This is a genomic window from Hymenobacter defluvii, from assembly GCF_017589435.1.
Classification (GTDB): domain Bacteria; phylum Bacteroidota; class Bacteroidia; order Cytophagales; family Hymenobacteraceae; genus Hymenobacter; species Hymenobacter profundi.
The window spans coordinates 234,274-259,673 of record NZ_JAGETX010000006.1 but is presented as its reverse complement, the minus strand read 5'-3'; the positions used below and the strand labels follow the sequence as shown (position 1 = coordinate 259,673).

Sequence of the window (25,400 nt, the reverse complement as noted above, 5' to 3'; positions counted from 1 at the left end):
TCAGCGTACACTACCATCGCATAGCTCGTCAAAAATCACTTGTTAGCATGAGTAGAGTCTACTGGCCGCTACAGCCATCAGGCCCAACTTAGCCGGGTATAGTTACGTTGGAGTAGACCTCTTTTGGTTTGTTCCGCATGCTATTACTACACCGCCTTACGTGGTTTCGGGTGGCCCTGGCCTGGGGCGTGTTCACGCTGTTCATGATTTTGCTCGTGTATGGGCAGGCCCTCACCAGTGGCTTGTCGGTGCACTGGCGCACGGCGGTGCTGGGGCCGCTGGTCTACGGCATCATTGGCACCCTGCTCACGCCGGTGGTCTTTGAGCTGGCTACGCGCTTCAATCTCACAGCAGGTCGGCGGCGCTGGCTGGCCTACCTGCTGGTGCACGCCGTAGCAAGTGTACTGATTACGGTGCTCTACCGAGCCACCTACCTCGCGCTGCTCTACCTGATGGCGGTGCCGGGCGTGCGTCTTTCCTGGGCGGCCATTCTGGGCTCGGTCAACGTCTGGATTCCGATTTACTGGATGGTGCTGTTTGTGGCCTACGCCCTAGACTTTTACCACAAGTGGCAGCACCGCAGCCTGGAGGCCGCCCGCCTGGAAACTCAGCTGGTGCAGGCCCAATTGCACGCGCTGAAACAGCAGCTCAATCCGCATTTCCTCTTCAATACCCTCAACGCCCTTTCTACGCTGATTGAGGACGAGCCCCGCGCGGCCCAACGCATGACCGCCAAGCTCGGCGAGTTTCTGCGCTTGGTGCTCGACCACACTGAAGCTCAGCAAGTACCCCTGGCCGAGGAGCTGCATTTTGTGCAGCTCTACCTCGACATCGAGCAGGTGCGCTTCTCCGACCGCCTCACCTTCACGCACCACGTAGCGCCTGCCGCCCTACCCGCCCTGGTGCCGCACCTGCTGTTGCAGCCTCTAATTGAAAACGCCGTGCAGCATGGGCTGGCGGCGGTGGGCGGCGGCAGCATCCAGCTGCAAGCGCATCGGCAGGATAACCAGCTTGTGCTGGAAGTGCACAACAGCGGCAGCAGCCCCCATGCTGATAGTGTACGTGGGGTAGGGCTGGCCAATACCGAGCAGCGGCTGCGCACCTTGTACGGTAGCCGCTACGTACTTACCCTACGCTCGGGCGCAGAGCAGGGCACGGTGGTTCGCCTGGAGCTGCCCTTCCAGACAAATTAATCCTACCCTATTCCTGGTTTGCTGCTTCCTATGTCGTCGATTCGTACGTTGATTGTAGATGATGAACCGCTTGCCCGCCGACGCATCACCCAGCTCCTGACCCATGCTCCCGACTTCACGGTGCAGGGCCAGTGCAGCAACGGCGCCGAGGCCCTGGCTGCCCTATCTGGCGATGCGGAGGTAGACTTAGTGTTTATGGACGTGCAGATGCCCGACTTCACAGGCTTGCAGGTGCTCCAGCAACTTCAGGAGCAGCCGATGCCGCTGGTGGTCTTCGTGACGGCCTACGACCGCTACACCCTACAGGCTTTTGAAGCCCATGCACTCGACTACTTGCTCAAGCCCCTCGACCCCGACCGCTTTACCCGCTGCTTGGCCCACGTGCGCCAGCGCATGGCGCAGCACCAGGCCAAGCAGTTGCACCAGCAACTCACTTCCTTCCTGAGCACCCTACCCAGCCCCGCCGCTGCACCCGCGTTTCCTACCCAGTTGCTGGTGAAGCAGCCGGGGCGGCTTTACTTTGTGCCCACGGCGCAGGTGCAATACCTGGAGGCCACCGGCAACTACGTAACTGTGCATGCTCAAGGGCAGCCCCACGTGTTGCGCTCTACCCTCAGCCAGCTAGAGCGCCAGCTCGACCCCAGCGTGTTTCTGCGCATTCACCGCTCGCTTATTGTGAACACCCAGCAGGTGAAAGAGCTGCGGCCCTGGGCCCACGGCGAGTACCTACTCACGCTACAAGACGGCCAGCACCTGACCTCCTCGCGCAGCTACAACGACGCCATTCAGCAGTTTTTGAAGCAGTTTATTTCTTGAACTGCTTGTGAGTAGCTTGGCTAGCTGAACAGGCAAACCGGACTGCCTACCCCTTTTACAGTACAGCTTGTCCCTAATAATAGCCAGCTCGTCCCTACCAAGAGGCGGGTATGCATCAGTAGGCGTATGAGGGGTGACTCGTTAGCCAGCGGTTTTGATTAGGCTAACGGGCTCCACCCCTCACCCTTATGATGAACTTCATGAACAATCATCTTTCCTCTCTGACCACTGCGCGGACCTGGTCCCGGCGCGTGGTTTCTGCGCTTTTCCTGGCTGGTGTACTGGCCGGCGCTACTTCCTGCAACGACGATTCTGACTCCGATAGCTCGGGCATCAAACCCGCCGGCCCAAAGCCCGAATGGGGTCCAACGATTCACCCGGAGATGCAAACCGTCATCGAAAAGCTCGACCAGCTTAGCAATGGGGTTGCGCTCACGTCGCTCACGCCGCAGCAAGCCCGCATGGCGCCTTCGGCTACCGATGCGGCCATGGCCGTGATGCGTGATTACAACATACCCGCTCCCGTGTCGCAGGTAGACACCACCGGGCAGCGCATTCCGGTATCGGGTGGCACGATTCGCGTACGCATCTACCGTCCCAAAAATATGACGGGTACCTTGCCAGCCATTGTGTATTACCACGGCGGCGGCTGGGTTATTGCCAACCTGAACACCTATGATCCATCGGCGCGGGCCTTGTCGGAGCAGACGGGCGCCGTAGTGGTATCAGTGGCCTACCGTCAGGCGCCAGAGTTTAAGTTTCCTACCGCCCACAACGACTCGTTTGCAGCCTACCGCTGGGTACGTGACAACGCGACTACCCTCAACATCAACGCCCAGCGCATTGCGGTAGCCGGCGAAAGCGCCGGGGGCAACCTAGCCGGGGCAGTATGCCTAATGGCCCGCGACGCTTCGGTGCCGCTGCCCGTGCACCAACTGCTGGTGTACCCCATTGCCCGCTACGACATGAACACGCCGTCGTATACGCAGTACGCCAACGCCAAGCCGCTGAGCAAGCCGCTGATGCAGTGGTTCTACGACAAGTACCTGACGAGCTCTGCTGACGGCACCAACCCACTGATTTCACTGGTGAATGCTACCAACTTGGGCGGCCTACCCCCAGCTACGGTCATCAACGCTGAAATTGACCCGCTGCAAAGCGAAGGTCAAGAGTACGCCAGCAAGCTGAAAGCCGCCGGTGTATCCGTAACATCGAAGGTATATGAGGGCGTGACGCACGAGTTCTTCGGCATGGCCACGGTAGTACCCGAAGCCCGCGAAGCGCAGGCCTTGGCTGCCTCAGAACTGAAGAAGAGCTTGCAGTAGCCTTCTGCTACTTTAATAGTAGCTTAAGCCTAGTTTCTTATCAAAGCCAAAACGGCACGGTGTCCACGGAACGCCGTGCCGTTTTGGCTTTGATACAGTGCTCTGTTAGCAGACGGTTAATCCTGTGTTATTCAAAGGCTGATGAAGACACTAAAAAATAGTCGTTATGGGCTACTACCCTGTCGTTCACACGGTCGCGAAGCAGAGCTTCACGTTATTTGCTAAGTTAGACCCAATAAGGCACCGTACACGCCATCAACTACCTGCGCCATGCGGTGAAAATCCAGTGTATCGATGGTATCGGAGGTCTAGTGAGTAATTGCCGGTATTGGGATATAGTGCCGCCAGTTCTGGGAGCCGGGCACGTCGCTAAAGTACCCGATCATCTCGTAGCAGATCATGGCCCACACTACCACACCCGCTTCCTGCAACGACTTGGCGTGCACGGCGCTGCCCATGTTATCGGTGGCAAAGTAGGGCGGCTCTTCCAGGCAATACGCCACCAAGTCGAGGCGGTAGCATAGGGCGGGGCGCTGCTCGTGTAGCAGACGAGCCGTTTCCAGTAGGCCAGCCACGGCGCTGGCGTTGTCGTCGGCACCGGGCTGGTCGCCGCACACGTCGTAGTGCGCCCCTACTACAAGGCGCGGTGCATCGGGCGGCCCGTAGGAAGCAATGACGTTGCGATATTTCTGGCCATCGACGCGAAACACTTGGTCTTGCGGCTGGCCGCCAGCTTGGCGTAGCGCCGCCTGAATGTAGTTGGGTGCTTGGTTGAGCGAGGCCAGGTTGCGGTAGTTGCGCGCCGGTTGCAGTTCGGTCAGGAACTGCACATCGGCGTAGAGTCGGGTGTGGTTGGCAGCCATAGGAAGAAGCGTGGGCGTAGTGGAGTATCAGTTACTATACGACTGGCAAGGCTTTGTCTGCCTGAAAACACTCTTTTCTCTGGGTAGCTGAACAACACCTGAGCGCCCAAATGCCTACTCCTATCCCAACAGCTCCTGAAGTAACTGATACCCCTGCGGCCACAGCCCCAACCCTGATTCGGAGTTTAGATGCCCTAGCGCACCTACATTCACAAACCGGCTACCCCAGGCCTCCGCAAACCGCTGGGCTCTAGCTAGGCTGACGTACTGATCATCGGTGCTGGCTACCACGATGCTGGGAAACGGTAGGCGCGCCAGTGGCATGGGCGCAAAGCCTACTACTTCGGGCGGGAAGTCGGGCCGGTCGACATCGGCGGGCGCTACGAGCAGAACGCCTTGCAGGTGGTGGCGAGTAGTAGCGGCCCAGTGCACCACCGTAGCGCAGGCCAGGCTGTGCGCTACTAGTACCACTTGCGGGCCGGCAGCAGCTACGGCAGCTTCAAGCGTTTGCACCCAATCAGCGCAAACGGGGTGGTTCCAATTGTGTTGCTGCACGCGTTGGTAGCCGTACTGCTGTTCCCACTGCGTTTGCCAGTGTGTCGGGCCAGAGTTGCCTAGTCCAGGCGCGGTGAGAATGGTAGTAGGCATAAGGAAGTGGTTGTCTTGCGACTGTAAGCGCTTGCTGTGTAAGCTACGCCAGCGTGAAGCAAGGTAACTAGCGCAAGTTTAGCACAGTGTAGCTCGTGCCGACTATGCCGGGAGTTGTGCCTGCCTCACCAGAACGATGCTATGTGAACAGCACGGTCCTGCTATGTGGCAGATAAGGTGCAACCTCATCCTCGAAGCGAACCGAAGCACGAGTTACGTTACGCTAAACTCAGGCTAATTAAACAGGTATTTCGCTCATGTTAAGCTGAATTTAACATATACAAAAAAGCATATAACACCCGTTTTCTATACCTTACCCTTCTATCCAACTCCACTATACACAATGCCCCGTCTACCCCGCTTGCCGCTGCTGTGGCTGCTGCTATTCCTATGCGCCTGCACAAAAACCACCTCGCCTATTGCCCCCAACGGCGAAGAAATCGACCCTTACCAAAACCTGGTATTTGAGTTCGACCAAGCGGTAGTAGAGCCGGAGCAGCAAGACCGCTGGGATACCACGCAGGTAGTAACATTTGAGCCGGCCATGCGGGGCAAGTTCAAGTGGACCAACGACCGGGAGCTGATCTTCTCGCCCCTCACGCCGTTCCGACCCAGCACTACCTTCCGGGCGACGCTGCGGCCCCAGGCCCTACCCACCGACAAGCGCGACGTGGAACTGCCGGAAAACCGCCGCGTATTTCACACGCCCTATCTCCAGCCGGGCACGGTGCAAGCTTTTTGGGGCCGCTCGCGGCGGGCGGCGGGCACCGCCGAGTTGCGCCTCGACCTACCCTTTAACTACGCCGTGCGGTCCGCCGATGTACGCCCGCTGTTGCGCCTGACGCAGGACGGGCAGCCGGTGGCCTTCGAGGTGCTGACCACCGAGCCAGACCAGACCATCCAACTTGCCCTCACGCAGGACGTACGGCCCGGCTCCCCGCTCACGGTGGCGCTGGCGGCCGGGCTGCGCGCCGCTGGCAGCGACCAGCCCACTACGCAGGACTTCACCCTACCCGTAGATGTGCCCGACCCGCAGGCCCTGGCCGTGAGCAGCGTATCGGGCTACTTGCAGGGCGCCGACCCGGTTGTAACGGTGCGCACCAACCAGCCCGTAGCAGAGGGCGACCTGACAGGCGTGCTGGCCGTGTCGCCACAGGTGCCGTTTGCAGTGGAGACGCAGGAGGGCGGCTTCACGTTGAAAGGCGGGTTTGAGGTAGGCAAGAGCTACCAGGTGCGCATCGGCAGCGGCTTGCGCGGCACGTTGGGCGGCCAGCTGGACGAGGACGTGACCCAAACCGTAAGCTTCGGCAACGAGCGGCCTACCATCAGCTTTGCCAGCGGCGACAAGGCCATGTACCTCGACGCGCTGGGCGCCCGCAACCTGGGCGTGCGCATCAACGAGGTGGCGCAGGTGAAGGTGACCATTGCGAAAGTCTACGCCAACAACATACAGCAGCTGTTGCGTAGCGGCTCGCAATACGGCTACCCCGAGTACGACCCCGATTCTGAAGAAGACAACACGGACGACAACGGCGAGTACATCGACCGTTCGTTTCAGTATTACGACGTGGAGAACCTAGGCAACGTGCTGTCGGAGCGCACCTACACGGTGGCAGGGCTGCCCAAGCAGCAGGGCTTGCGTTTGCTCAACCTCAGCTTGAAAGAGCTGGAGTTTACCGACGGGCTGAAAGGTCTTTATATCATCAAAATACAGGACACCGAGCGGCAGTGGCTGCAAGTGAGCAAGCTGGTGGCCGTCACCGACATCGGCCTGATTGTGAAACAGGGTGCGGCGGGTAGCACGCTGGTATTTGCCAACTCCATCCGCGACGCCAAGCCACTGGCGGGCGTGTCGGTGCGCTTTGTGAGTAGCAACAACCAGGTGATGGGCACCGGGACCACGAACTCTGATGGGGTAGCGAAATTCGACAGCACCGCCGCTACCAGCCGGTTCCGGCTGGGCATGGTGATGGCGCAGCGCCAGGCCGATTTCACGTTTCTGGATTTGAGCCGCAGCCGCGTGGAAACGTCGCGGTTTGAGGTAGGGGGCTTGCAGCGCAACGCGGCCCGCTACCAGGCCTTCCTGTACGGCGACCGGGACCTGTATCGCCCCGGCGACACTATCCGCACGAATACCATCATTCGGACCGAAACCTGGCAGGCGCCACCCAAAAACCTACCCGTCAAGATTCGCCTGCTCCTACCCACCGGCAAGGAATACGCGAGTTTGCGCCAGCAGCTGTCGGCGGCGGGGGCGTTTGAGGCGCGGTTTATCCTACCGCCCAGCATCATGACAGGCCTCTACACGCTGGAAGTCCTCACCGGCAACGACGTGCTGCTGACCTCGCGCCAACTGAGCGTGGAAGAATTTATTCCGGACAGACTGAAGGTGACGGTGAAAGCCTCGCGGGCCGTGGTGAAGCCGGGCCAGCCGGTTTCGGCCCTCATCACGGCGCAAAACCTGTTCGGTCCGCCCGCCGCCGACCGCAAGTTTGAGGTGGAGTTTTCGCTGAAAGAAAAGCCCTTCACCCCGAAAAACTACCCCGATTATACTTTCGCCATCAACAGCGGCGAGAAGCGGCGCGGCAATTACGGCTACCAAGAGCAAACGCCGATTTCGGCCCGCTTCGAGAAGACGGTGCGTGAAGGCACTACCGACGACGCCGGCCGCAGCACCGCCACCTACCAGGTGCCCGACTACACCGACCTGGGTACGCTGGAAGGCGCAGCCTTCACCACAGTGTTCGACGAAACCGGCCGCCCCGTGAACCGCCTGGCTACTTTCGAAGTGCAGACTCAGCCTGTCCTTTTTGGTATTCGGGCACTGCCGGAGTTGGTGAGCACCCGCGAGAAGGTGCCGGTGCAGGTGGTGGCCCTCACGCCCGCCGGCCAGCCCACCAGCGCCCCGGCGCGGGTGCAGGTGGTGCGCCTACTCTGGGAAACCGTGATTGAGCACCAGGGCGGCCGCTACATCTATAACTCGCAGAAGCGCGAGCAAGTGGTATCTAGTCAGCAGGTTACCGTGGGTGCGGGTGGCGGCGCGGCGGTTCAGTTTGCGCCTACCTACTCCGGCGAATACGAAATCAGGGTAGCGCGGCCGGGCGCAGTTACCTACGTGGCTCAGCAGGTGTACGCCTACGGCTACGGCGACACCCAGGCCAACAGCTTCGAGGTGAACAACGAGGGCGAGGTGACTATTGATCCCGACAAAGCCAAGTACGAACCCGGCGAAACGGCCCACCTGCTGCTGAAAACGCCCTTCCCCGGTCGCGTGCTCGTGACCGTGGAGCGGGACAGGGTGCTGAACAGCTTCTACGTGACTACCGACGAGAAATCGGCGAAGGTAGACGTGCCGATTCGCGCCGGCCACGTGCCCAACGTGTACGTGACGGCCACGGCCATCCGCGAGATTCGCGACAACCACCTACCCCTCACGGTGGCCCGGGGCTTCATGCCTTTGATGGTAGAAAAGCCCGATTCGAAGCTGGCCGTCAGCATTAAAGCGCCCGCGCAGAGCCGCTCCCAAACCTTCCAGACCATTGAGGTGAGCACCGCCCCCAAGGCCCAGGTGACGCTGGCTGTGGTGGACGAGGGCATTTTGCAGATGAAGGACTACCGCACGCCCGACCCGCACGGCTACTTCTACCAGAAGCGCGCCCTGGAGGTGCAGGCCTATGACGTGTACCCCTTCCTCCTACCCGAACTCGGTACCAGCAGCAGCGGGGGCGACGCCGCCGACCTCTCCCGCCGCACCACGCCCGTACCCTCGCGCCGCGTGAAGCTGCTGGCCAAATGGAGCGGCGTGCTCACGGCCGACGCCAACGGCAAAGTGCGCTACCGCGTGCGAATTCCGCAGTTTTCGGGAGCCGTACGCGTCATGGCTGTGGCCTATAAAGACGACGCATTCGGCGCGGCCGAGCACACCATGCGCGTCGCCGATCCGGTGGTCATCAGCACTGCCCTACCCCGCTTCCTCAGCCCCGGCGACACGATAGACGTGCCGGTGACGCTGACGAATACGACGGGGAATATCCTGGATGTAAGGCTATTCCCTTCTAATGGTTTGATAAAGCATGTGCCCGATGCTATTTCACCGCTAGGTCCCGTCTACAACATTCGTGATGTCGTGCTAAAGCCCAATGCAGAGACTCGTGTAAATTACCGATATACTGCATCAACTATTGGGACGGGCTTTGTTAAAATTGAAATTCACGCTTATGAACGCAAAAAATCAAATGTGTCCGCTATACTGACACACGTTAATGACCCAAAACCAACCTATGTTTCAAGCGAAACCATCGAACTCCCCGTCCGCCCGGCGTCGCCGTTGCAAAAGCGCAACGGCTCTGGTGAGGTAGCGGGTGGCGCGACGCAGCCGCTGAAGCTGCAAACGGATTTCATCCCCTCGTCGCTGCAGAGCCAGTTGGTGGTGAGCCGCTCGCCGATGACGGTGTTTGCCAAGGACTTGCGCTACCTGTTGCAGTATCCTTATGGCTGTTTGGAACAAACCGTGTCTGCCGCTTTCCCGCAGCTGTATTACGGTGATTTGGCGGCCACGCTGGGGCAACAAACTGGCAAGGCCGCAAAGGCGAGTCTGTATAACCCCAACTACCACGTGCAGGAGGCCATCCGCAAGGTAGAGGCCCAGCAGATGTACAACGGCAGCCTCAGCTACTGGCCCGGCGGCGATTACGACAACTGGTGGGCCACAGCCTATGCCGCCCACTTCCTGCTCGAAGCCCAGCAGGCCGGCTTCCAGGTCAACAAAACCGTGTTCGACCGGGTGCTGCGCTACCTGCAAGCCCGCGTGCGCAAGCGCGAAACCGACACCTACAACATCATCCAAACTGGCGGCGCGATTCAGCCCGTCACGCGGGCTAAGCGCGAAACCACCTATTCGCTCTACGTGCTGGCCCTGGCCGGTCAGCCCGACGCGGTGGCGCTGAACTACTACAAGGCCAACCGCAGCCTGCTCACCGAGGATGCGCGCTGGGTGTTGGCCTGCACCTTTGCCGTGGCCGGCAACCAGCGCAGCTTCCAGCAACTCCTACCCGCCCGCTTCGCCCCCAAAACCACTGGGGACCGCGAGCTGGCTGGCTCGTTCTCCTCCCCCATCCGCGACGAGGCGCTGGTGCTCAACGCCCTCCTCGCCGCCGACGCCGACCACCCGCAGGTGGCCCCGCTGGCCCGGCAGCTCAGTCGGCAGGTGCAGCAGGCAAGTTGGCTGAACACCCAGGAACGGGCGTTTTCGCTGCTCGCGCTGGGTAAGCTGGCCCGCCGCAACGCCGCCAGTACCGTCACGGCGGCGCTGCTGGCCGATGGCAAGGTGGTAGGACAGTTCTCGGGCAAGGATGTGTCGGTGACGAACGTGGCCAACCGCCCGCTGGTGCTGCGCACGCAGGGTAGCGGCAAGCTTTACTACTTCTGGGAAATGGAAGGTATTTCGCCCACCGGCCGCGTGCCCGAGGAGGACAAGTACCTGCGCATCCGCCGCGAGTTCCTGAACCGCAACGGCCAGCCTGTGGGTAGCACCGCATTCAAGCAAAACGACCTGGTAGTAGTCCGCCTAACCCTGCAAGCCGCCGAAATGGCCGGCACTGTGGAAAACGTGGCCATCACGGACCTGCTGCCTGCCGGCCTGGAAATCGAAAACCCGCGCATTGGTGCCGTACGCGACCTGGCCTGGGTGAAAGATGCCGCCCAACCCGACTACCTCGACGTGCGCGACGACCGTCTGAACTTGTTCACCACAGCTACTGCTCAGCCGAAAGTGTTCTATTACCTGGCGCGGGCGGTGAGTAAAGGCACGTTCAAGCTAGGCCCGGTGAGTGCCGATGCTATGTATAATGCGGCGTATCACTCTTACTCGGGCGCGGGCGTGGTGCGGGTGCGGTAGAGCAAACTAACTTACCTTTGCGAGTAGATATGAATTACTTAGTTTATGTTGCCCAAGGTGCCGCAGTATACCGTGGAGAGGCTCTGTATAGCTTACTTTCCTATTTCGAAGTCGCGCCCCCTCTTCTAGCCAATGTACTGATTTATACGGATGCCCCAGATGCTTTCCGAAGAGTATTGGGTAGCCGTCCAGATGTCCACTATCCTGCAGTTTCTACTGCCGACTGGAAGGCATGGCGTGGGAAGTTCGACATGCCTTATATGTTGAAGATTAATGTATTAGAGCACGCCGCCACTTATTATCCTGGCAACTTGCTATTTCTGGACACGGACACCATCTGGCAGCGTGACCCTACTCCTATTTTCGAGCAAATTGAACAAGGTGTACGCTTCATGCACGAGGATGAGGGAACACTTAAAGACGGCAGCCCGCTGAGCCGCAAAATTTACCGACGCTTAGGCGGGCGAGAGTTTCAGGCAGGCGCCACACAAGTGCGCATCAGCCCAGAATCTAAGATGTACAACTCTGGGGCCGTAGGATTACGTAGCCAAGATGCTCATGTACTGCATGATGTAGTGCAGCTAGCTGATACGCTGTACGCTACCTATTGCAAGCCTGTAATGGAGCAGCTAGCCTGCTGCACACGTTTTGCACTGGACGGACCGGTGCAGGAAGTTGCGCCGTATGCAATACATTATTGGAATGTAAAAGTAGCCCGACCTTTACTCGTTAAGCTGTTTGATGAATATCAGGGCGGCTCACACGCAGATTTATTAGCCCGCGCCCACCGCATCGATTTACCCGGCCTACAAAAAACCGAAATGGCTTACCGTACCTTACCCAATTGGCGCCGGACTTTACTGAAGCTGGTAGGTCGTCAGTACAAAGAGCCTCGTATTCAACTCTAAGCTGCTGCCTACCCGTGCAATTGCTTACCCTGCGGTATGCCAATCATATCCATGTGGGGCCATTTCAGCATATCCTCCCGCTTCGTAATAGCAATGCGGTCGTGCCCTTGCAGATCGCCAATACGGTGGAGAGAGTAGCCCAGGCCTATCACGGTGTCAAATAAGTCGAAACGCTCGGCTTCGTTGAGACGTTTGTAACATTCCGTAATCAGAAAAGGCTGCCAGCGCGTAAGAATCTCGCGGATGGACTTGATGATTTCTTTGTCGTAGCCTTCCGCATCCACTTTCACAAGAGCCAATTTGGATAACAAGGCTTCGTGATTCGCATGCAGGAAATCGGGCAGATTTCTACCTGTCACTTGAAGTGTATAGGCATGTTTGTGGTTCTGATTTTCAATTTCAGAAAGGAAACCACCATTGCAAAAAGAAGCATCCGAGTAATTAAATTCGAAAGTGCCGTTCTGCTCGGTTACGGCGAAGTTGAGCGGTTTAATGTTCGTTTGAGTCGGGTTCAAGCTGGCGTTCTTTTCCAGAATCTTGTACACATATTTGTTTGGCTCTATAGCCAATACGCAGCCAGCTTTACCAACTGCAAGCCCCATTGGGACTGACGTATCGCCAGTGTGCGCACCAATGTCGATGGCTAAGTCACCTTCTCGTAGAAACAGCTTATAAAAGTTCACACTTTCTGCATCCATGACCTTCTCCCCCTCAAAAGGATGCTGCCATTGGGCATATTCTACTTCTCCGATAGTAGGAATATTGAAACGCTTGACTTCGTAGCCGTACTCTTGAAAGGTACGTTTTTGCTGATAGCGGGCAAGTTTCTCTTTAAAGTAGCTCAGCATAGTTTTAAATGAGGAAAGTGTACTAGAGTAACGGACAAAAATCGAATTCAAAGCTAGACATTTTCGGAAACAGCTAGCCGTAAATGATTCACCTATCGCTACACCCCTTCAAATACCTCCGCCTACTCCAACGTAAGGCCGGGCAGGGTGCGCGTCGAAATGGGGCCTGGCTGATAGAACGCGCCTTGTAGCTGATACTGCCCGTTTTCCAACACGTATACGATTACGTTTTCAGGCCAGGATCAACCATCCAGTATTCCTCTACCTCATTTTCCTCGTAGAGGTCAAACTTAGTTTTGCTGTCGTGCGTCATGCTGCCGAGGCTCAGGATTTCGATGATCCAATTGGGGTACCCACGCAGCCGAATTCGTTTAGCTTGGAAGGGTCGCAGACAACGCAGAGGTCGGGCTGTACGGTCGCGTCGCCGTTGGAGGCAGCTTTGATGAGACGCATATTGAAGGGCGCAAAAAAGACTTCGCATTTGTTGGTATCAAGTTGCTGGTCAATGGTCCATACCGGGTGGCGGCCTACCTTCTGATGGCGTACCCGCAGCGTGGGCTCATGCGCCGGATTTCCCTTTAATTAGCTCCATGAACTCGCTGAGCCGCCACGTAAGGTAGTCGGCGTAGGTGTACATTTTGGCAAAGTCGAGTTGAGAAATATCTGTGATAGTTGGCATGGCGAAGTGGGGTTGCGCTGATAAAGCAGACACGAGACTTTGCGTTACACTTACCTTTTTAACCCTGTATCTTGCAGCCATGAAACGGCGCACCAGCATACGGCTCCTCGTAGCACTAGGATTGCTGATTGTGCTGCTGTTCGGCCTTGACTGGGCGTTTCCTCTACCCCCCACCCCGCGCTATTCCCCTCTGGTGCTGGCCGCCGATGGCACGGTGCTGCACGCCTACCTCAACCCTACCCAAAAGTGGCGGATGAAATCGGAGCTACAGGATATTACGTCGGCACTACGGGCGGCTATTATCGAGAAGGAGGACCGGTATTTTCGTTGGCACTTCGGGGTGAATCCCGTGGCGGTGGTGCAGGCCGCTGGGCGCAACGTGCTGGGCCACGGACGCACCACCGGGGCCAGCACCATTACTATGCAGGTGGCGCGGCTGCTGGAACCCAAGGAACGCACCTTGGGCAACAAGCTGGTGGAAATGCTGCGCGCCGTGCAGTTGGAGGCACATTATAGTAAGGATGAAATCTTACAGCTCTACCTGAATCTGGTGCCTTATGGGGGCAACATTGAGGGCGTGAAGTCGGCTGCGCTGCTCTACTTCCAGCAGCCTCCACACTACCTCTCGCTGGCCCAAACCGTTACGCTGGCCATCATCCCGAATCGCCCTACCAGCCTCGTGCTCGGCCGCGACAACGGCAGGATCATGCAGGAGCGCAACCGCTGGCTCCGGCGCTTCGGCCGCGAAAAGCTGTTTCCGCCGAAAGACATTGCTGATGCCTTGCTGGAACCGCTCGATGCCCAGCGCCACGCTGCGCCTACCCTAGCCCCGCACTTGGCGCGGCGACTGGTACGGCAGTTTCCACGGGAGGCCATCATCCAGAGCACCTTGCAGCGCAGCCAACAGGCCCGCGCCGAGGACCTGACGCGCAACTACGTGCGCCGCCTGCACGAGCTAGGCATCACGCAGGCTGCCGTACTGGTGGTGAATAACCCCACCCGGCAGGTAGAGGCCTACGTCGGCTCGGCCGATTTCCGGGACTTTGCCGGGCAGGGGCAGAACGACGGCATCACGGCCATACGCTCGCCGGGTAGCACGCTCAAGCCATTTCTTTACGCCCTGGCGCTGGACCGCGGCCTGGTCACGCCCAAGCTGCTGCTACCCGATGTACCCACCAACTTCCAGGGCTACCGCCCCGAAAATTTCGACAAGCACTGCCAGGGCGAAGTGACGTTGGAGCGCGCCCTGGCCTACTCCCTCAACATTCCGGCTGTGCGCGTGCTGCAAGAGGTGGGTGTGCCCACCTTCACCGAGCAGCTCCGGCGGGCCGGCTTCCGCAGCATCACCCGCAACCGGGCACAGCTGGGGCTCAGCAGTATTTTGGGTGGCTGCGGGGCTAGTTTGGAGGAACTAACGGGCCTGTACGCGGCGCTGGCGAATGGGGGGAGGTATGCGGAGCTGCGCTTACGTGCACCCCACCCCCCGGCCCCCTCCCCTCCGGGAGAGGGGGAGCCTGAGGAGAATATTGAACGGAGTCGCCTGACTCCCCCTCTCCCGGAGGGGAGGGGGCCGGGGGGTGGGGTGCCCCGTGAGGTGCAGTTGGCCTCCCCCGCCGCCGCTTTCCTCGTCACCGACATCCTCTCGCAGCTTACCCGCCCCGACCTGCCCATCAACGCCACTAGCAGCCTGCGCCTACCTAAGATAGCCTGGAAAACCGGCACCAGCTATGGCCGCCGCGACGCTTGGAGCATTGGCTATAATAAGGAATACACGATTGGCGTATGGGTAGGGAATTTCAGCGGACAGGGCGCGCCTACCCTTACGGGTGCCGATGTAGCTACGCCCCTACTCTTCGACCTGTTCAACACCCTCGCCTATAACTCGCCCAACAACTGGTTTGCACCGCCTGCGGCGCTGGATTTCCGGCTGGTGTGCGCCGAAACCGGCCTAGTACCGGGCGAGAACTGCCCCAACCAGATCATCGACTACTTCTTGCCCAACGTGAGCAGCGGGCGGCGCTGCCAGCACCAGCGCGAGGTGCTGGTGTCGGAAGACGGGGCGTTTGCTTACTGCCGGGCTTGTGCGCCGGCTGCGGGCTACCGGCGGGTGCTCTACCCTAATTTGCTACCTGAGGTGGCGGCCTATAAGGAGGCACAGGGCATTTCGTACCGCCGCCTACCCCCGCACAACCCACAGTGTCAGCTGGTGCGCGGCGGCGCCGAGCGGGCGCCGAGTATCACCTCGCCCCTACCCAATACCGAGTACGTGCTCGACCGCCACGAGCACCAGCAGCTCCTGCTTAGCTGCACCACCGATAGCGAGGTACGGCAGGTGCATTGGTACGTGAACGACCAATTTCTGCGGACCGCCAACGCAACCGAGCGGGTATTCTTTCGTCCTTCGCCGGGTCCACTGAAAATTTCCTGCGCCGACGACCACGGCCGCAACGTGGATGTGCAGGTGTTGATAACGGAGCAATAGAACTTCCGCATAGGGTAGCCAGATACCCTCGTGCACAAAAAAATATCAAACTGTAACCATCTGTATTACAGATGTAAACCCCTGTGCTACAGCAGGATTTACACAATAATAACCTGGTCAGTTAAAACATTCTGTATTCCGAACGGGTACATAACGGGCTTGCGCTCCGCCGAAACCAGTTTCGGTGGGCTACGCAGCCCCGGTAAAACGACTGCATTACATGATACAAGATGTACTAGGGATAATGCCCCGGCCCCTCCACTGGCTTCGCATTAGCCCCCGGCACTGGCTGGCTGCCTTGGCCATGCTGCTGGTGCTGCATGGCGCCTCGGCCCAACCGACAACCGCCCCCGTAGGCCAACCCCTGCCCGCCAATGCTACCCTCGACCAATGCGTTGAGTTTGCTTTGCGCAACCAGCCCCTCGTACGCCAGTCGCAGCTGGATGAGCGCATTGCCGACCGAAACATACGCATCGGGCTTTCCTACTGGCTGCCGCAGATCAATGGCACGGGTGTATATACCCGGAACATTCAGCTCCAGGCATCGGTGCTGCCCGTCGATTTCACTGACCCTGCGGCTGGTCAGCGCATTGTGCGCTTTGGCCTGAAAAACGTGTCGACAGTAGGCTTGCAGGCGACCCAGTTGCTGTATAGCAACGACGTGTTGCGGGCTGCCCGCTCGGTGCGGGCCACCCGCCTGAACTACGCGCAGACGACGGCCCTCAACAAAATTGATGTAGTGACCAACGTTAGCAAAGCGTTCTACGACATTCTGCTGACCGAAGAACAGCTACGGATTTTGCTGGAGGTGTTGCAGCGGCAGGAACGCCAGGTGCGTGATGCCAAAGCGCAGTACGAAGTAGGCATTGCCGATAAAACCGACTTTCTGCGGGCTGATATTTCGTTGAAGAATGCAGCGGCGCAGCGGCGCAGTCTGGTGGCCGCGCTGCCCGGCAAATACGCTACCCTCAAGCAACTGATGGGCATTGAAGCGGGCAATAACCTGGCGCTTAAATACGACACGCTGGAAATGGTTCGTCAAACGTTGCTGGATACCACCGTGCAACTAGCCTACGAGAAGCGGGTGGAAATTCAGCAGCTCCAGACGCAGAAGCAGCTTCAGCGCTATACCATCGATTACTACCGTTTCGGCTTCCTACCCTCACTGTCGAGCTACTACAACTACAACCGGGTATACCAGGACAACGATTTTTCGGAACTGTATAAGCAAGCCTTCCCCAACCAGCAGGCAGGTTTGCAGCTGGCCCTACCCATTTTCACAGGCACGCGGCGCTTGCAGAATCTGAAAATTGCGGAGTTGCAGGACGAGCAGTTGGACCTGACCATCTTCGACGCCAAAAACCAGATCAACAGCGAGTTTGAGCAAGCTATGGGTGCTTACAAAGGCTCCCTCAACGAGTTCTACACGATTGAGCAAAACGTGGCCGAGGCCAAGGAGGTGTACCGCATCTTGAACCTGCAATACCGCGAGGGCCTGCGCACGTTCTTGGACGTGATTATTGCCGAAACCGACCTGCGCACGGCCCAGCTCAACTACTACAACGCGCTGTTCAACGTGCTATCCACGAAGCTGGACGTGCAGCGGGCCTTGGGCAACATTACCTTCAATCAGAATCAGTAAACAACGAATCCCATGACGTGGAATTCTAAGCGAGTGTGGCCCGTGTTTGTCAGCAGTGCGCTGCTACTAGCCAGCTGCGGCTCCAAAGACGAAGAAGCACAACAGCAAGGTCCGCCCCCGGCCGTGCCAGTGGCCGTATATAAAGTGCAAAGCGAAGACGTGGTGAGCACCGACACCTACCCCGGCACGGTAGTACCCCTAAATGAGGTGCAGTTGCTGGCCGAGGTAACGGGTTTTCTGACCAATATCTACGTGCAGGACGGCCAGCGTGTCACCAAAGGCCAAAAGCTGTATACCATTGACCGCACCCGCTACGCCGCCGCCGCCAACGAGGCCCAGGCCCAGCTGGACGTGGCCAAAACTAACTACGACCGCGCCGTGCAGGATGCCCAACGCTACGAGCGCCTCGATAAGCTCGACGCCGTGGCCAAGCAGCAGGTAGACATTGCCCAGGCCAGCCGCGCCAATGCGGCCTCGCAGGTAGAAGCCGCCCGCGCCAACCTGCGCAGCGTGAACCTCGATTTGAACCATGCTACCATTACGGCCCCCCTCACGGGCACCATTGGTATTTCGCAGGTGAAACTGGGCGCCTTGGTTACCCAGGGCCAAACGCTGATCAACACGGTATCGGCCGAAGACCCGATTGCGGTGGACGTAAACATTGGCGAAGCTGATATCACCCGCTTTCTGGAGCTGCAACGCAACACCAACGCCCGCCAGGACTCCTTGTTCACTTTGCAGCTACCCGGCAACCAGGAATATGCAATGCCCGGCAAGATTGTGACGGTAGACCGCGCCGTGGACCCGCAAACCGGGACGCTGCGTGTGCGCGTGCAATTCCCGAACCCCAAGAAGCTGCTGAAAGCCGGCATGAACGTGTCGGTGCGCGTGCGCAACCAGGACAACGGCAACCAACTCGTGATTCCGACCAAGGCGTTGGTTGAGCAGCTGGGCGAGTTCTACGTGTACGTGGTAGGCGACAGCAACAAAGTAGCCCAGCAAAAGGTAGCAACAGGCGCCAAAATACAAGGCAAAACGGTGGTGCGCGGCGGCTTGAAGCAAGGCCAGACCATTGTGAGCGACGGCGTGCAGAACTTACGTCAAGGCGCCGTAGTGCAGGTAGGCGACCCCAGCCAACCCGCCGCCGCGCAAGGTCAGGGCCAGCCAGCTGCTTCGGGCAAGTAGATTTTAAAAAGGCCGTCATGCTGAGCTTGTCGAAGCATCTCGCGTGCTGACGGCAGAGACTAGTTTTCATCAGCACGCGAGATGCTTCGGCAAGCTCAGCATGACAATGAAGTACAGTACACCGCTTCCTTGCTCAGCATGACGGTCAACATCAGCAACGATACGCGCGCTCTTCCTCCGCGCCCTACTTTATGATTTCAGACGTATTTATCCGGCGCCCCGTCACAGCCATTGTGGTGTCCATCGTCATTGTGCTGATTGGGGTGCTGTCCATTCTGAACCTGCCCATCAGCCAATACCCCAACATCTCGCCGCCGGTAGTGCAGATTTCGGGGAGCTTCACGGGGGCCGATGCCCTCACGGTGGAGCAGACGGTGATGACGCCCATTGAAACGCAGGTGAATGGTACGCCCGGCATGGCCTACCTGCAAAGCAACGCTACCAGCGACGGCAACCTGTCGTCGAACGTGACGTTCGAAATCGGCACCGACATCGACATTGCTACCCTCGACGTGCAGAACCGCGTGAGCGTAGCGCAGCCCCAACTGCCCGACGAAGTGAAACGCTTGGGCCTGACGGTGAAAAAGCGGAACCCGACTATCTTGATGGTAGTGGGCCTGTATTCGCCTAAGGGTAGCCACAACGTGCAGTTCCTCGACAACTACACCAACATCTACGTACGCGACGCTCTGTTGCGTGTGAAGGGGGTAGGCGACGTGACCAGCATCGGGCAGGACTTCTCGATGCGCGTGTGGCTGAACCCTGATAAGATGTCGCAACTGGGCCTGACCGCCACCGACGTCACCACCGCCCTGCGCGAGCAGAACATTCAGGTGGCAGCGGGCTCGGTGGGTTCGGCGCCGCAGTACGGTTCGCAGGCGTTTGAGTACACCATTTTCGTGAATGGCCGCTTGAGCACCGCCGAGCAGTTCGGCGACGTGATTGTGCGCACCGACCCGCAAACCGGCTCGCTGGTGTACCTGCGCGACATTGCCCGCATTCAGCTAGGCAGCTTCAGCTACTCCCGCGCCGCCACCGTGAACGGGCAGCCCGCTACCCTGCTACTCGTGAACCAGGTGCCGGGCGGCAACGCCCTGGAAACCGCCGATGGCGTGAATGCGGCTCTGGAAGAGCTGTCGAAGAAGTTTCCGCCAGACGTGGCCTACCGCGTACCGTTTGAGTCGGTAACGGTGGTGCGCGTGTCGATTGAAGAAGTGCTGCACACCCTGATTGAGGCGCTGGTGCTGGTAACGGTGGTGGTCTTCGTATTCCTGCAAAGCTGGCGCGCTACTCTCATTCCCATTCTGGCCGTGCCAGTGGCTATCATCGGCACGTTCATCCTGTTCATTCCGCTGGGCTTCACAATTAATACGCTCACGCTCTTTGGATTCGTATTGGCCATTGGTATCGTGGTCGATGACGCCATTGTAGTGGTAGAAGCCGTGCAGCACTACATCGACACCGAGAAACTCTCGGCGCGCGAGGCCACCGAAAAGGCCATGAAAGACATCACGGCGCCGGTTATTGCCATTGCCCTGATTCTGGCGGCGGTGTTCGTGCCGGTAGGCTTCATTCCGGGCATTGTGGGGCGCCTGTATCAGCAGTTTGCCATCACCATTGCTATTTCGGTTATCCTTTCGGCTTTCATTGCCTTGTCGCTCACGCCGGCTTTGTGCTCGTTGCTGATGCGCCCATCGGAGCAAAACGCCGATGCCAAGGGTATCAATAAGCTGTTTTACAAGTTCAACCAGTGGTTTGCGCGCGTTACGCACTCTTATTCCAATGGGGTGAAGCGCAGCCTGAAATTCACGCCGCTGGTTATCATTCTGCTGGTGTTGGTATATGCAGGCACGTTTGGGCTGTTCCGTGTGAAGCCCGGCGGGTTTATCCCGACGGAGGACGAAGGCCGTCTATACGTATCCATTGAGTTGCCAGCGGGCGCAGCCAGTAGCCGCACCCGCGCCGTGATGGCCCAAATGTCTAAGATCTTCCAGGAGAAGGCACCAGCTGTCAACAACTACTCCGGCATTGCGGGCCTGAACGCGCTGAATTTCTCCTTTAAGCCCAGTAGCGGCACCTACTTCGTGCAGCTCAAACCCTGGGACGAGCGCAAAGACAAGGCCTTACAATTGGAAGGAGTGATAGCCTCGCTGCAAAAAGAGTTTTCGGTGATCAAGGGCGCCAATATTCGAGTGGTGCCGCCACCGGCTATTCCGGGTCTAGGCAACACGGGTGGTTTCAGCTTCCAGCTGGAGCAACGTGAAGCCGGTACCGATATCAAGGCGTTTGAGGACAACATCAACAAATTTGTGGCCGCCGCCAACCAACGCCCCGAGATTGCGCGGGCCTACACCTTCTTCACGGCCCAAACCCCTGGTTACCAAGTAACCGTGAACCGCGAGCAGGCTAAGAAGCTGGGTGTGCCGCTCACGAACATCTTCAACACGATGTCGACGTTCATGGGCTCGGCTTACATCAACGACTTCACTAAGTACGGCCGCAACTTCCGGGTAGTGGCGCAGGCCGACACCGCCTACCGGCAGAACATAGACGATTTGAACGGCTACTACGTGCAGAATGCCCAGGGTCAGCAAATTCCGTTAGGCTCGCTCATCACCTATAAGTTGGTGGAGAATGCGCCGCTGATTTCACACTTCAACCTGTTCCGCTCGGCCGAAATCAACGGTGATGCGAAGGAAGGCTACAGCTCCGGCCAGGCTATTGCGGCCTTGCAGGAGGTAGCCGCCAAAACCCTACCCGCCGACTACGGCTTCGACTTCTCGGGCCTGAGCCGCGAGGAACTGAACGCTGGCAACAGCACCATTATCATCTTCGGCCTCTCCATTCTATTTGTATTCCTGTTGCTGGCGGCGTTGTATGAGAGCTGGTCGATACCGTTCTCGGTGTTGCTATCGGTGCCGCTGGGTGCCTTTGGTGCCATTGTAGCCCTCACGCTTATTCCTCGCCTCACCAATAACGTGTATGCACAGATTGGTCTGATTACGCTGATTGGTCTGGCCGCCAAAAACGCCATTCTGATTGTGGAATTTGCCAAGGAGCGCGTAGACGTTGGCGTGCCGGTGATGGAAGCTACCATTGAAGCCGTGGAGCTGCGCTTGCGCCCCATCATCATGACCTCGCTGGCCTTTATTCTGGGCGTACTGCCGCTGGCCTTCGCTTCAGGTGCGGGCGCGGTGTCGCGCCAGACCATCGGCTGGACCGTGACGGGCGGTATGCTAGCGGCTACCTTCCTCGCCATTTTTGCTGTGCCAGTGCTGTTCCTGAACATCACCAAGCTGGCCTATGGCAAAGAGAAGCTGGCCGAGATGTCGAAGGATTATAACCCCGAGGAGCACGGCCACGCCCAGCACGGCTCGCAGGAGCCCAATACGCCTCCCGAAGGCACATCGGAAGGCAATAAGAAAAACGACAAACAGACCGAAAAGCAGAAGCGCGACGAGCAAACGCCGCCAGAACTGGGCACGTAATCTGTTTTTTCTTGTCATCCTGAACGCAGTGAAGGACCTTCTTACGTAAGAACGACAGCCGTACCAACGACTCGTTCGCACGTGAGAAGGTCCTTCACTGCGTTCAGGATGACACTGTATCTTAGCACACTATGAAACACGTTGCCTTTGCTGCCTTGCTTCTGCTCGGTACCGCTCCTATGCTCCACGCCCAGCAGGTTTTGCCCCTTTACAAGGGAACCGTTCCTAATTCTAAACCCAGCGAAGTGAAGGAAGCCAGCGTTACGCTGGCCAACGGTGGCATACGCATCAGCAACGTAGTACAGCCTACCCTCACAGTCTTTCTAGCTCCGGCCGACAAAGCCACTGGCACGGCGGTTATCATTTGCCCCGGCGGCGGATACGCGCGCCTGGCCATCGACCACGAGGGCTACAACGTAGCTAAGCGCCTGAACGAAATGGGCGTGACGGCTTTCGTGCTGAAGTACCGCCTCCCCAACGACCAAAGCCAGCTGGACAAAAGCACGGCCCCACTGCTCGACGCCCAGCAAGCCCTTCGCATGGTACGCGAGCAGGCCACCGCGTTTAGAATAAACCCCAGTCGGATTGGGCTGATGGGCTTTTCGGCGGGCGGCCACTTGGCCAGCACGGCCGGCACGCACTTCGCACAGCCCGTGGATACGAAAGCCGGTAACACCTCGGTGCGGCCCGATTTTCTGATGCTGCTCTACCCAGTTATCAGCTTCTCGGATAGCCTCGCGCACGCGGGCTCGCGGGATAATCTGCTGGGTAAAAATGCGCTAGCAGCTCAGCTTCAGTTATACTCCAACGAGTTGCAGGTGACGGCCCAAACGCCGCCTACCTTTCTGGTGCACGCCCAGGACGACAAGACCGTACCCGTGCTGAACAGCCTGGTGTTCTACCAGGCTCTCACCCACCACAAAGTACCCGCCGAAATGCACCTCTACCCCGAGGGCGGCCACGGCTTTGGCCTGCACAACCAAACCACCCAAGACGACTGGACCGAGCGCCTGCGCAACTGGCTGGCGGCCAACGGCTGGCTAGCAAAGTAACTTCGCGCAATCCTGTTACAGTACAAAGTCCCCGGTAGCCACTGCCGGGGACTTTTACTTTCATAAAACAAAAAAATCTAGTTGGCAGTATGCACCGTATATGCCTCCTGTGTCCTCAAAGCAGGCAAAACCAGTGTGGCACAATGCTTGCAAAAACTTGTCAGAATCAAATACTGATTTCTCACCTTAACGATCTGTCATCATGAAAAAGGCCAGTTATATCTTCCTCGTCATGCTTTTCTTATTTGCAGCGGTGCGCCCCGAGGCACATGCGCAAAAGAGAATCAGTACGCAAGCTAAAGGCACTATCATTGGTGCGGGTGCGGGCGCCTTGGGCGGGGCTCTCATTCATAAGCGCAACCGAGCGGCGGGCGGCGTGGTAGGTGGTGTGGTAGGCGCCGGTGCCGGCTACGCCGTGGGCAAGCACATCGACAACAAACAGAAAGAGCGCGCCCGAATAGCGGCGGCCAACCGTGCGGCGGCCCAACGCGCCGCCGCTGCCCGTGCCACGGCCGCTCGTAAGGCATCTGCTACCAACGGGGTAGCCGCCGCTCCTGCTGCTATGGCGCTTACTTCAGCCTCGGCCCAGCCAGCTGCTGCCAGCACCGTATTGGCCAATGGCTACTTGGTGAATACCACCTACGGGGAGCGGGATACGCCCTACCCTACTTCCGAGTATCGCCGCAAGAGCTGGTAATTCGAGCTGGTTTGCTTCGGAAAGCTCAGGCCTGTGCTTGAGCTTTCCGCTTTTTTTGTCTTCCCTACCTTTTACTTTTTTATGAGAATCCTTTTTGGTCTACTGCTTGGTGGCGCGTTGGCGTCGTGCTCTTCCAATACGGCCTCCGATGCCGTGAATGTGCAAAGCCTCAACCAACAGTTTGTTGGTGCCTGGAACAGTAAGAACGCGGCCCAGCTTGATTCGCTCCTGGCCGATGACGTGCAGTTTGTGCAGGGCGAAACCCACTACAAGGGCAAGGCTGAAGTAGCCGACAAGTGGGTGAAAGCTACCATTGGCACCATTGCCAACCTGAAAACCTACACCGCCAGCTCCAGCGCCGATACGCAGCTCGCCTACGACGCCGGCACCTTCACGGCCGAGGTATTGCCCGAAACCGCTGGTGCTCCTCAAGGCGAAGGCGAAGGCAACTACATGCTGCTCTGGAAAAAGGACGCCAGCAATAAATGGAAACTCAGCTACGCTCAACTTGAAGATTTGCCCGTGCAAGTGAAGTAATTTCAGCCTTGGAAACATGCGCTGATAGTTGATCTTGCATTCTCTACCAGTATCATACACAACGCCCCCGCTACTGAGAGTAACGGGGGCGTTGTGTTAAAGCGAAAATCGCGTCTCGCTTAGCTAAAAGCGTCCTTTACGTTGCCAATGATGGTATCCGTGATGGTCATCTGCTCGGTTTGGGCGTGACCTTCGGGTACGGGTGGGGCCAGTTTGGGCTCGTCGCCGTAGGGTTGGGCTTTCAGAACTGAGAACTCGCCATTGCCGTCGATGCTAGGGCCATGCGTCCAGCGGCCTTCGGGCGTGCCCGAGCCATCAATATTGGGCGTGATAAAGGCGTAGCTGAACTCCTGATTTTCCTTGCTTTGGGGGAAGGAGTTAGGAATGGGTAAGCCTTTGGCGCCGCCTAGCTCTTCAATTACAGCCAGCCACTGCTGCTGGTGCATAGTGTCGCGGGCAATCATAAAGGACAGCATGTCTTTCATGCCGGGGTCGTCGGTGATTTCCCAGAGGCGGGTAGCCAGGGCGCGGCCGGTGCTTTCGGCAGCTACGTTGGTATACATATCGGCCATCAGGTTGCCGCTACCTACTACATAGGCACCGCTAAACGGTACGCCTTCTGAGTCGTAGGCCAAGGCACCCAGGCCAGCCGAGAGGAACTGACGTGGGTTCATGCCACCTAATACAGCGCCTACTACGCCATCTTGCTTAATAGCTGATTCTTGTACGCTTAGGGGTGCGCCTTCCAGGTTGAGGGCCACGGCCGTAGCCAGCATTTCAATGTGCGAAATTTCCTCGGTGCCGGTGTCTAGCAACATGTCGCGATATTTCACCGGGCCACGAGCGTTCCAGGCCTGAAACAGGTACTGCAAACACACACGCATTTCGCCTTCAATGCCGCCAATGGCTTGTTGCAACATGCGCGCAAACGCCGGATTTGGCTTCTCGACCCGCACTTTGTACTGGGTTTTCTTATCGTGGTAGAACATAGGAAAGGTGTAGGTGTGGAGAATAGAGCCACAGTCACGCTGTGGTTCCCTATCTATACGCCTCCCTATACTGCTACAACGATTCAGAAAATACGGATTTTAGAAACACTATTTTGGCCTTGCTTCTCCGTATAAATCCCAAAAGACCGAAG

At 58.2% G+C, this 25,400-nt stretch carries 16 protein-coding genes and 1 pseudogene; 12 read left to right on the top strand and 5 right to left on the bottom strand.

All coding sequences use genetic code 11. The features are described 5' to 3' along the window. Positions 1-137 precede the first annotated feature (137 nt). From J4D97_RS12990 to J4D97_RS12980, 3 genes are all read left to right on the top strand, one after another. A complete protein-coding gene (locus J4D97_RS12990) occupies positions 138-1,193 on the top strand; it encodes a sensor histidine kinase (protein ID WP_208307929.1) in 1,056 nt (351 codons plus the stop codon). A gap of 30 nt (positions 1,194-1,223) precedes the next feature. Further along, on the top strand, positions 1,224-2,009 hold the full coding sequence (locus J4D97_RS12985) for a LytR/AlgR family response regulator transcription factor (protein ID WP_208307928.1): 786 nt from the start codon (positions 1,224-1,226) through the stop codon (positions 2,007-2,009). A gap of 188 nt (positions 2,010-2,197) precedes the next feature. After that, complete coding sequence (locus J4D97_RS12980; protein WP_243900291.1) at positions 2,198-3,334, top strand: alpha/beta hydrolase; 1,137 nt, start codon at positions 2,198-2,200, stop codon at positions 3,332-3,334. A gap of 308 nt (positions 3,335-3,642) precedes the next feature. Here the strand turns inward: J4D97_RS12980 and J4D97_RS12975 are convergent, their stop codons facing one another. Together J4D97_RS12975 and J4D97_RS12970 are read right to left on the bottom strand one after the other, a co-directional pair. Continuing rightward, complete coding sequence (locus tag J4D97_RS12975; protein ID WP_243900290.1) at positions 3,643-4,197, bottom strand: M28 family peptidase; 555 nt, start codon at positions 4,195-4,197, stop codon at positions 3,643-3,645. 120 nt (positions 4,198-4,317) lie between these two features. After that, positions 4,318-4,869 (bottom strand): annotated as a pseudogene (locus J4D97_RS12970) (RBBP9/YdeN family alpha/beta hydrolase); the annotation flags it as partial. A gap of 319 nt (positions 4,870-5,188) precedes the next feature. Here J4D97_RS12970 and J4D97_RS12965 point away from each other — a divergent pair. Together J4D97_RS12965 and J4D97_RS12960 are read left to right on the top strand one after the other, a co-directional pair. Beyond that, positions 5,189-10,741 carry an alpha-2-macroglobulin family protein gene (locus J4D97_RS12965; protein ID WP_208307927.1) on the top strand — a complete coding sequence of 1,851 codons (5,553 nt, stop codon included), beginning with the start codon at positions 5,189-5,191 and terminating at the stop codon, positions 10,739-10,741. A 29-nt stretch (positions 10,742-10,770) separates the two neighbouring features. Beyond that, positions 10,771-11,649, top strand: coding sequence for a hypothetical protein (locus J4D97_RS12960; protein ID WP_208307926.1), 879 nt, complete (start codon positions 10,771-10,773; stop codon positions 11,647-11,649). An 8-nt stretch (positions 11,650-11,657) separates the two neighbouring features. Here the strand turns inward: J4D97_RS12960 and J4D97_RS12955 are convergent, their stop codons facing one another. Beyond that, positions 11,658-12,497 (bottom strand): FkbM family methyltransferase, encoded by an 840-nt coding sequence (locus J4D97_RS12955; protein WP_208307925.1) that lies wholly within the window; start codon positions 12,495-12,497, stop codon positions 11,658-11,660. Between the two features lie 223 nt (positions 12,498-12,720). Beyond that, complete coding sequence (locus tag J4D97_RS23545; RefSeq protein WP_243900288.1) at positions 12,721-12,810, bottom strand: Uma2 family endonuclease; 90 nt, start codon at positions 12,808-12,810, stop codon at positions 12,721-12,723. 445 nt (positions 12,811-13,255) lie between these two features. Between J4D97_RS23545 and pbpC the strand changes: the two genes are divergently transcribed. From pbpC to J4D97_RS12915, 7 genes are all read left to right on the top strand, one after another. Beyond that, the gene (gene pbpC, locus J4D97_RS12945; protein ID WP_208307923.1) at positions 13,256-15,658 is read left to right on the top strand and encodes a penicillin-binding protein 1C; all 2,403 of its coding nucleotides are present in this window, start codon (positions 13,256-13,258) and stop codon (positions 15,656-15,658) included. 244 nt (positions 15,659-15,902) lie between these two features. Beyond that, complete coding sequence (locus J4D97_RS12940; protein WP_185282609.1) at positions 15,903-17,300, top strand: TolC family protein; 1,398 nt, start codon at positions 15,903-15,905, stop codon at positions 17,298-17,300. Positions 17,301-17,312: 12 nt separating this feature from the next. Next, positions 17,313-18,485, top strand: a complete 1,173-nt coding sequence (locus J4D97_RS12935) for an efflux RND transporter periplasmic adaptor subunit (protein ID WP_208307922.1) — start codon at positions 17,313-17,315, stop codon at positions 18,483-18,485. Positions 18,486-18,676: 191 nt separating this feature from the next. Continuing rightward, complete coding sequence (locus J4D97_RS12930) at positions 18,677-21,973, top strand: efflux RND transporter permease subunit (protein WP_208307921.1); 3,297 nt, start codon at positions 18,677-18,679, stop codon at positions 21,971-21,973. Positions 21,974-22,104: 131 nt separating this feature from the next. Next, the gene (locus J4D97_RS12925; RefSeq protein ID WP_208307920.1) at positions 22,105-23,025 is read left to right on the top strand and encodes an alpha/beta hydrolase; all 921 of its coding nucleotides are present in this window, start codon (positions 22,105-22,107) and stop codon (positions 23,023-23,025) included. Between the two features lie 232 nt (positions 23,026-23,257). Beyond that, positions 23,258-23,722 (top strand): glycine zipper domain-containing protein, encoded by a 465-nt coding sequence (locus J4D97_RS12920; protein ID WP_243900287.1) that lies wholly within the window; start codon positions 23,258-23,260, stop codon positions 23,720-23,722. An 81-nt stretch (positions 23,723-23,803) separates the two neighbouring features. After that, the gene (locus J4D97_RS12915; RefSeq protein WP_185282604.1) at positions 23,804-24,259 is read left to right on the top strand and encodes a YybH family protein; all 456 of its coding nucleotides are present in this window, start codon (positions 23,804-23,806) and stop codon (positions 24,257-24,259) included. 119 nt (positions 24,260-24,378) lie between these two features. On the opposite strand, the gene J4D97_RS12910 is transcribed toward J4D97_RS12915, so the two are convergent. Further along, positions 24,379-25,248 (bottom strand): manganese catalase family protein, encoded by an 870-nt coding sequence (locus J4D97_RS12910; RefSeq protein ID WP_185282603.1) that lies wholly within the window; start codon positions 25,246-25,248, stop codon positions 24,379-24,381. Between the last annotated feature and the right edge of the window lie 152 nt (positions 25,249-25,400).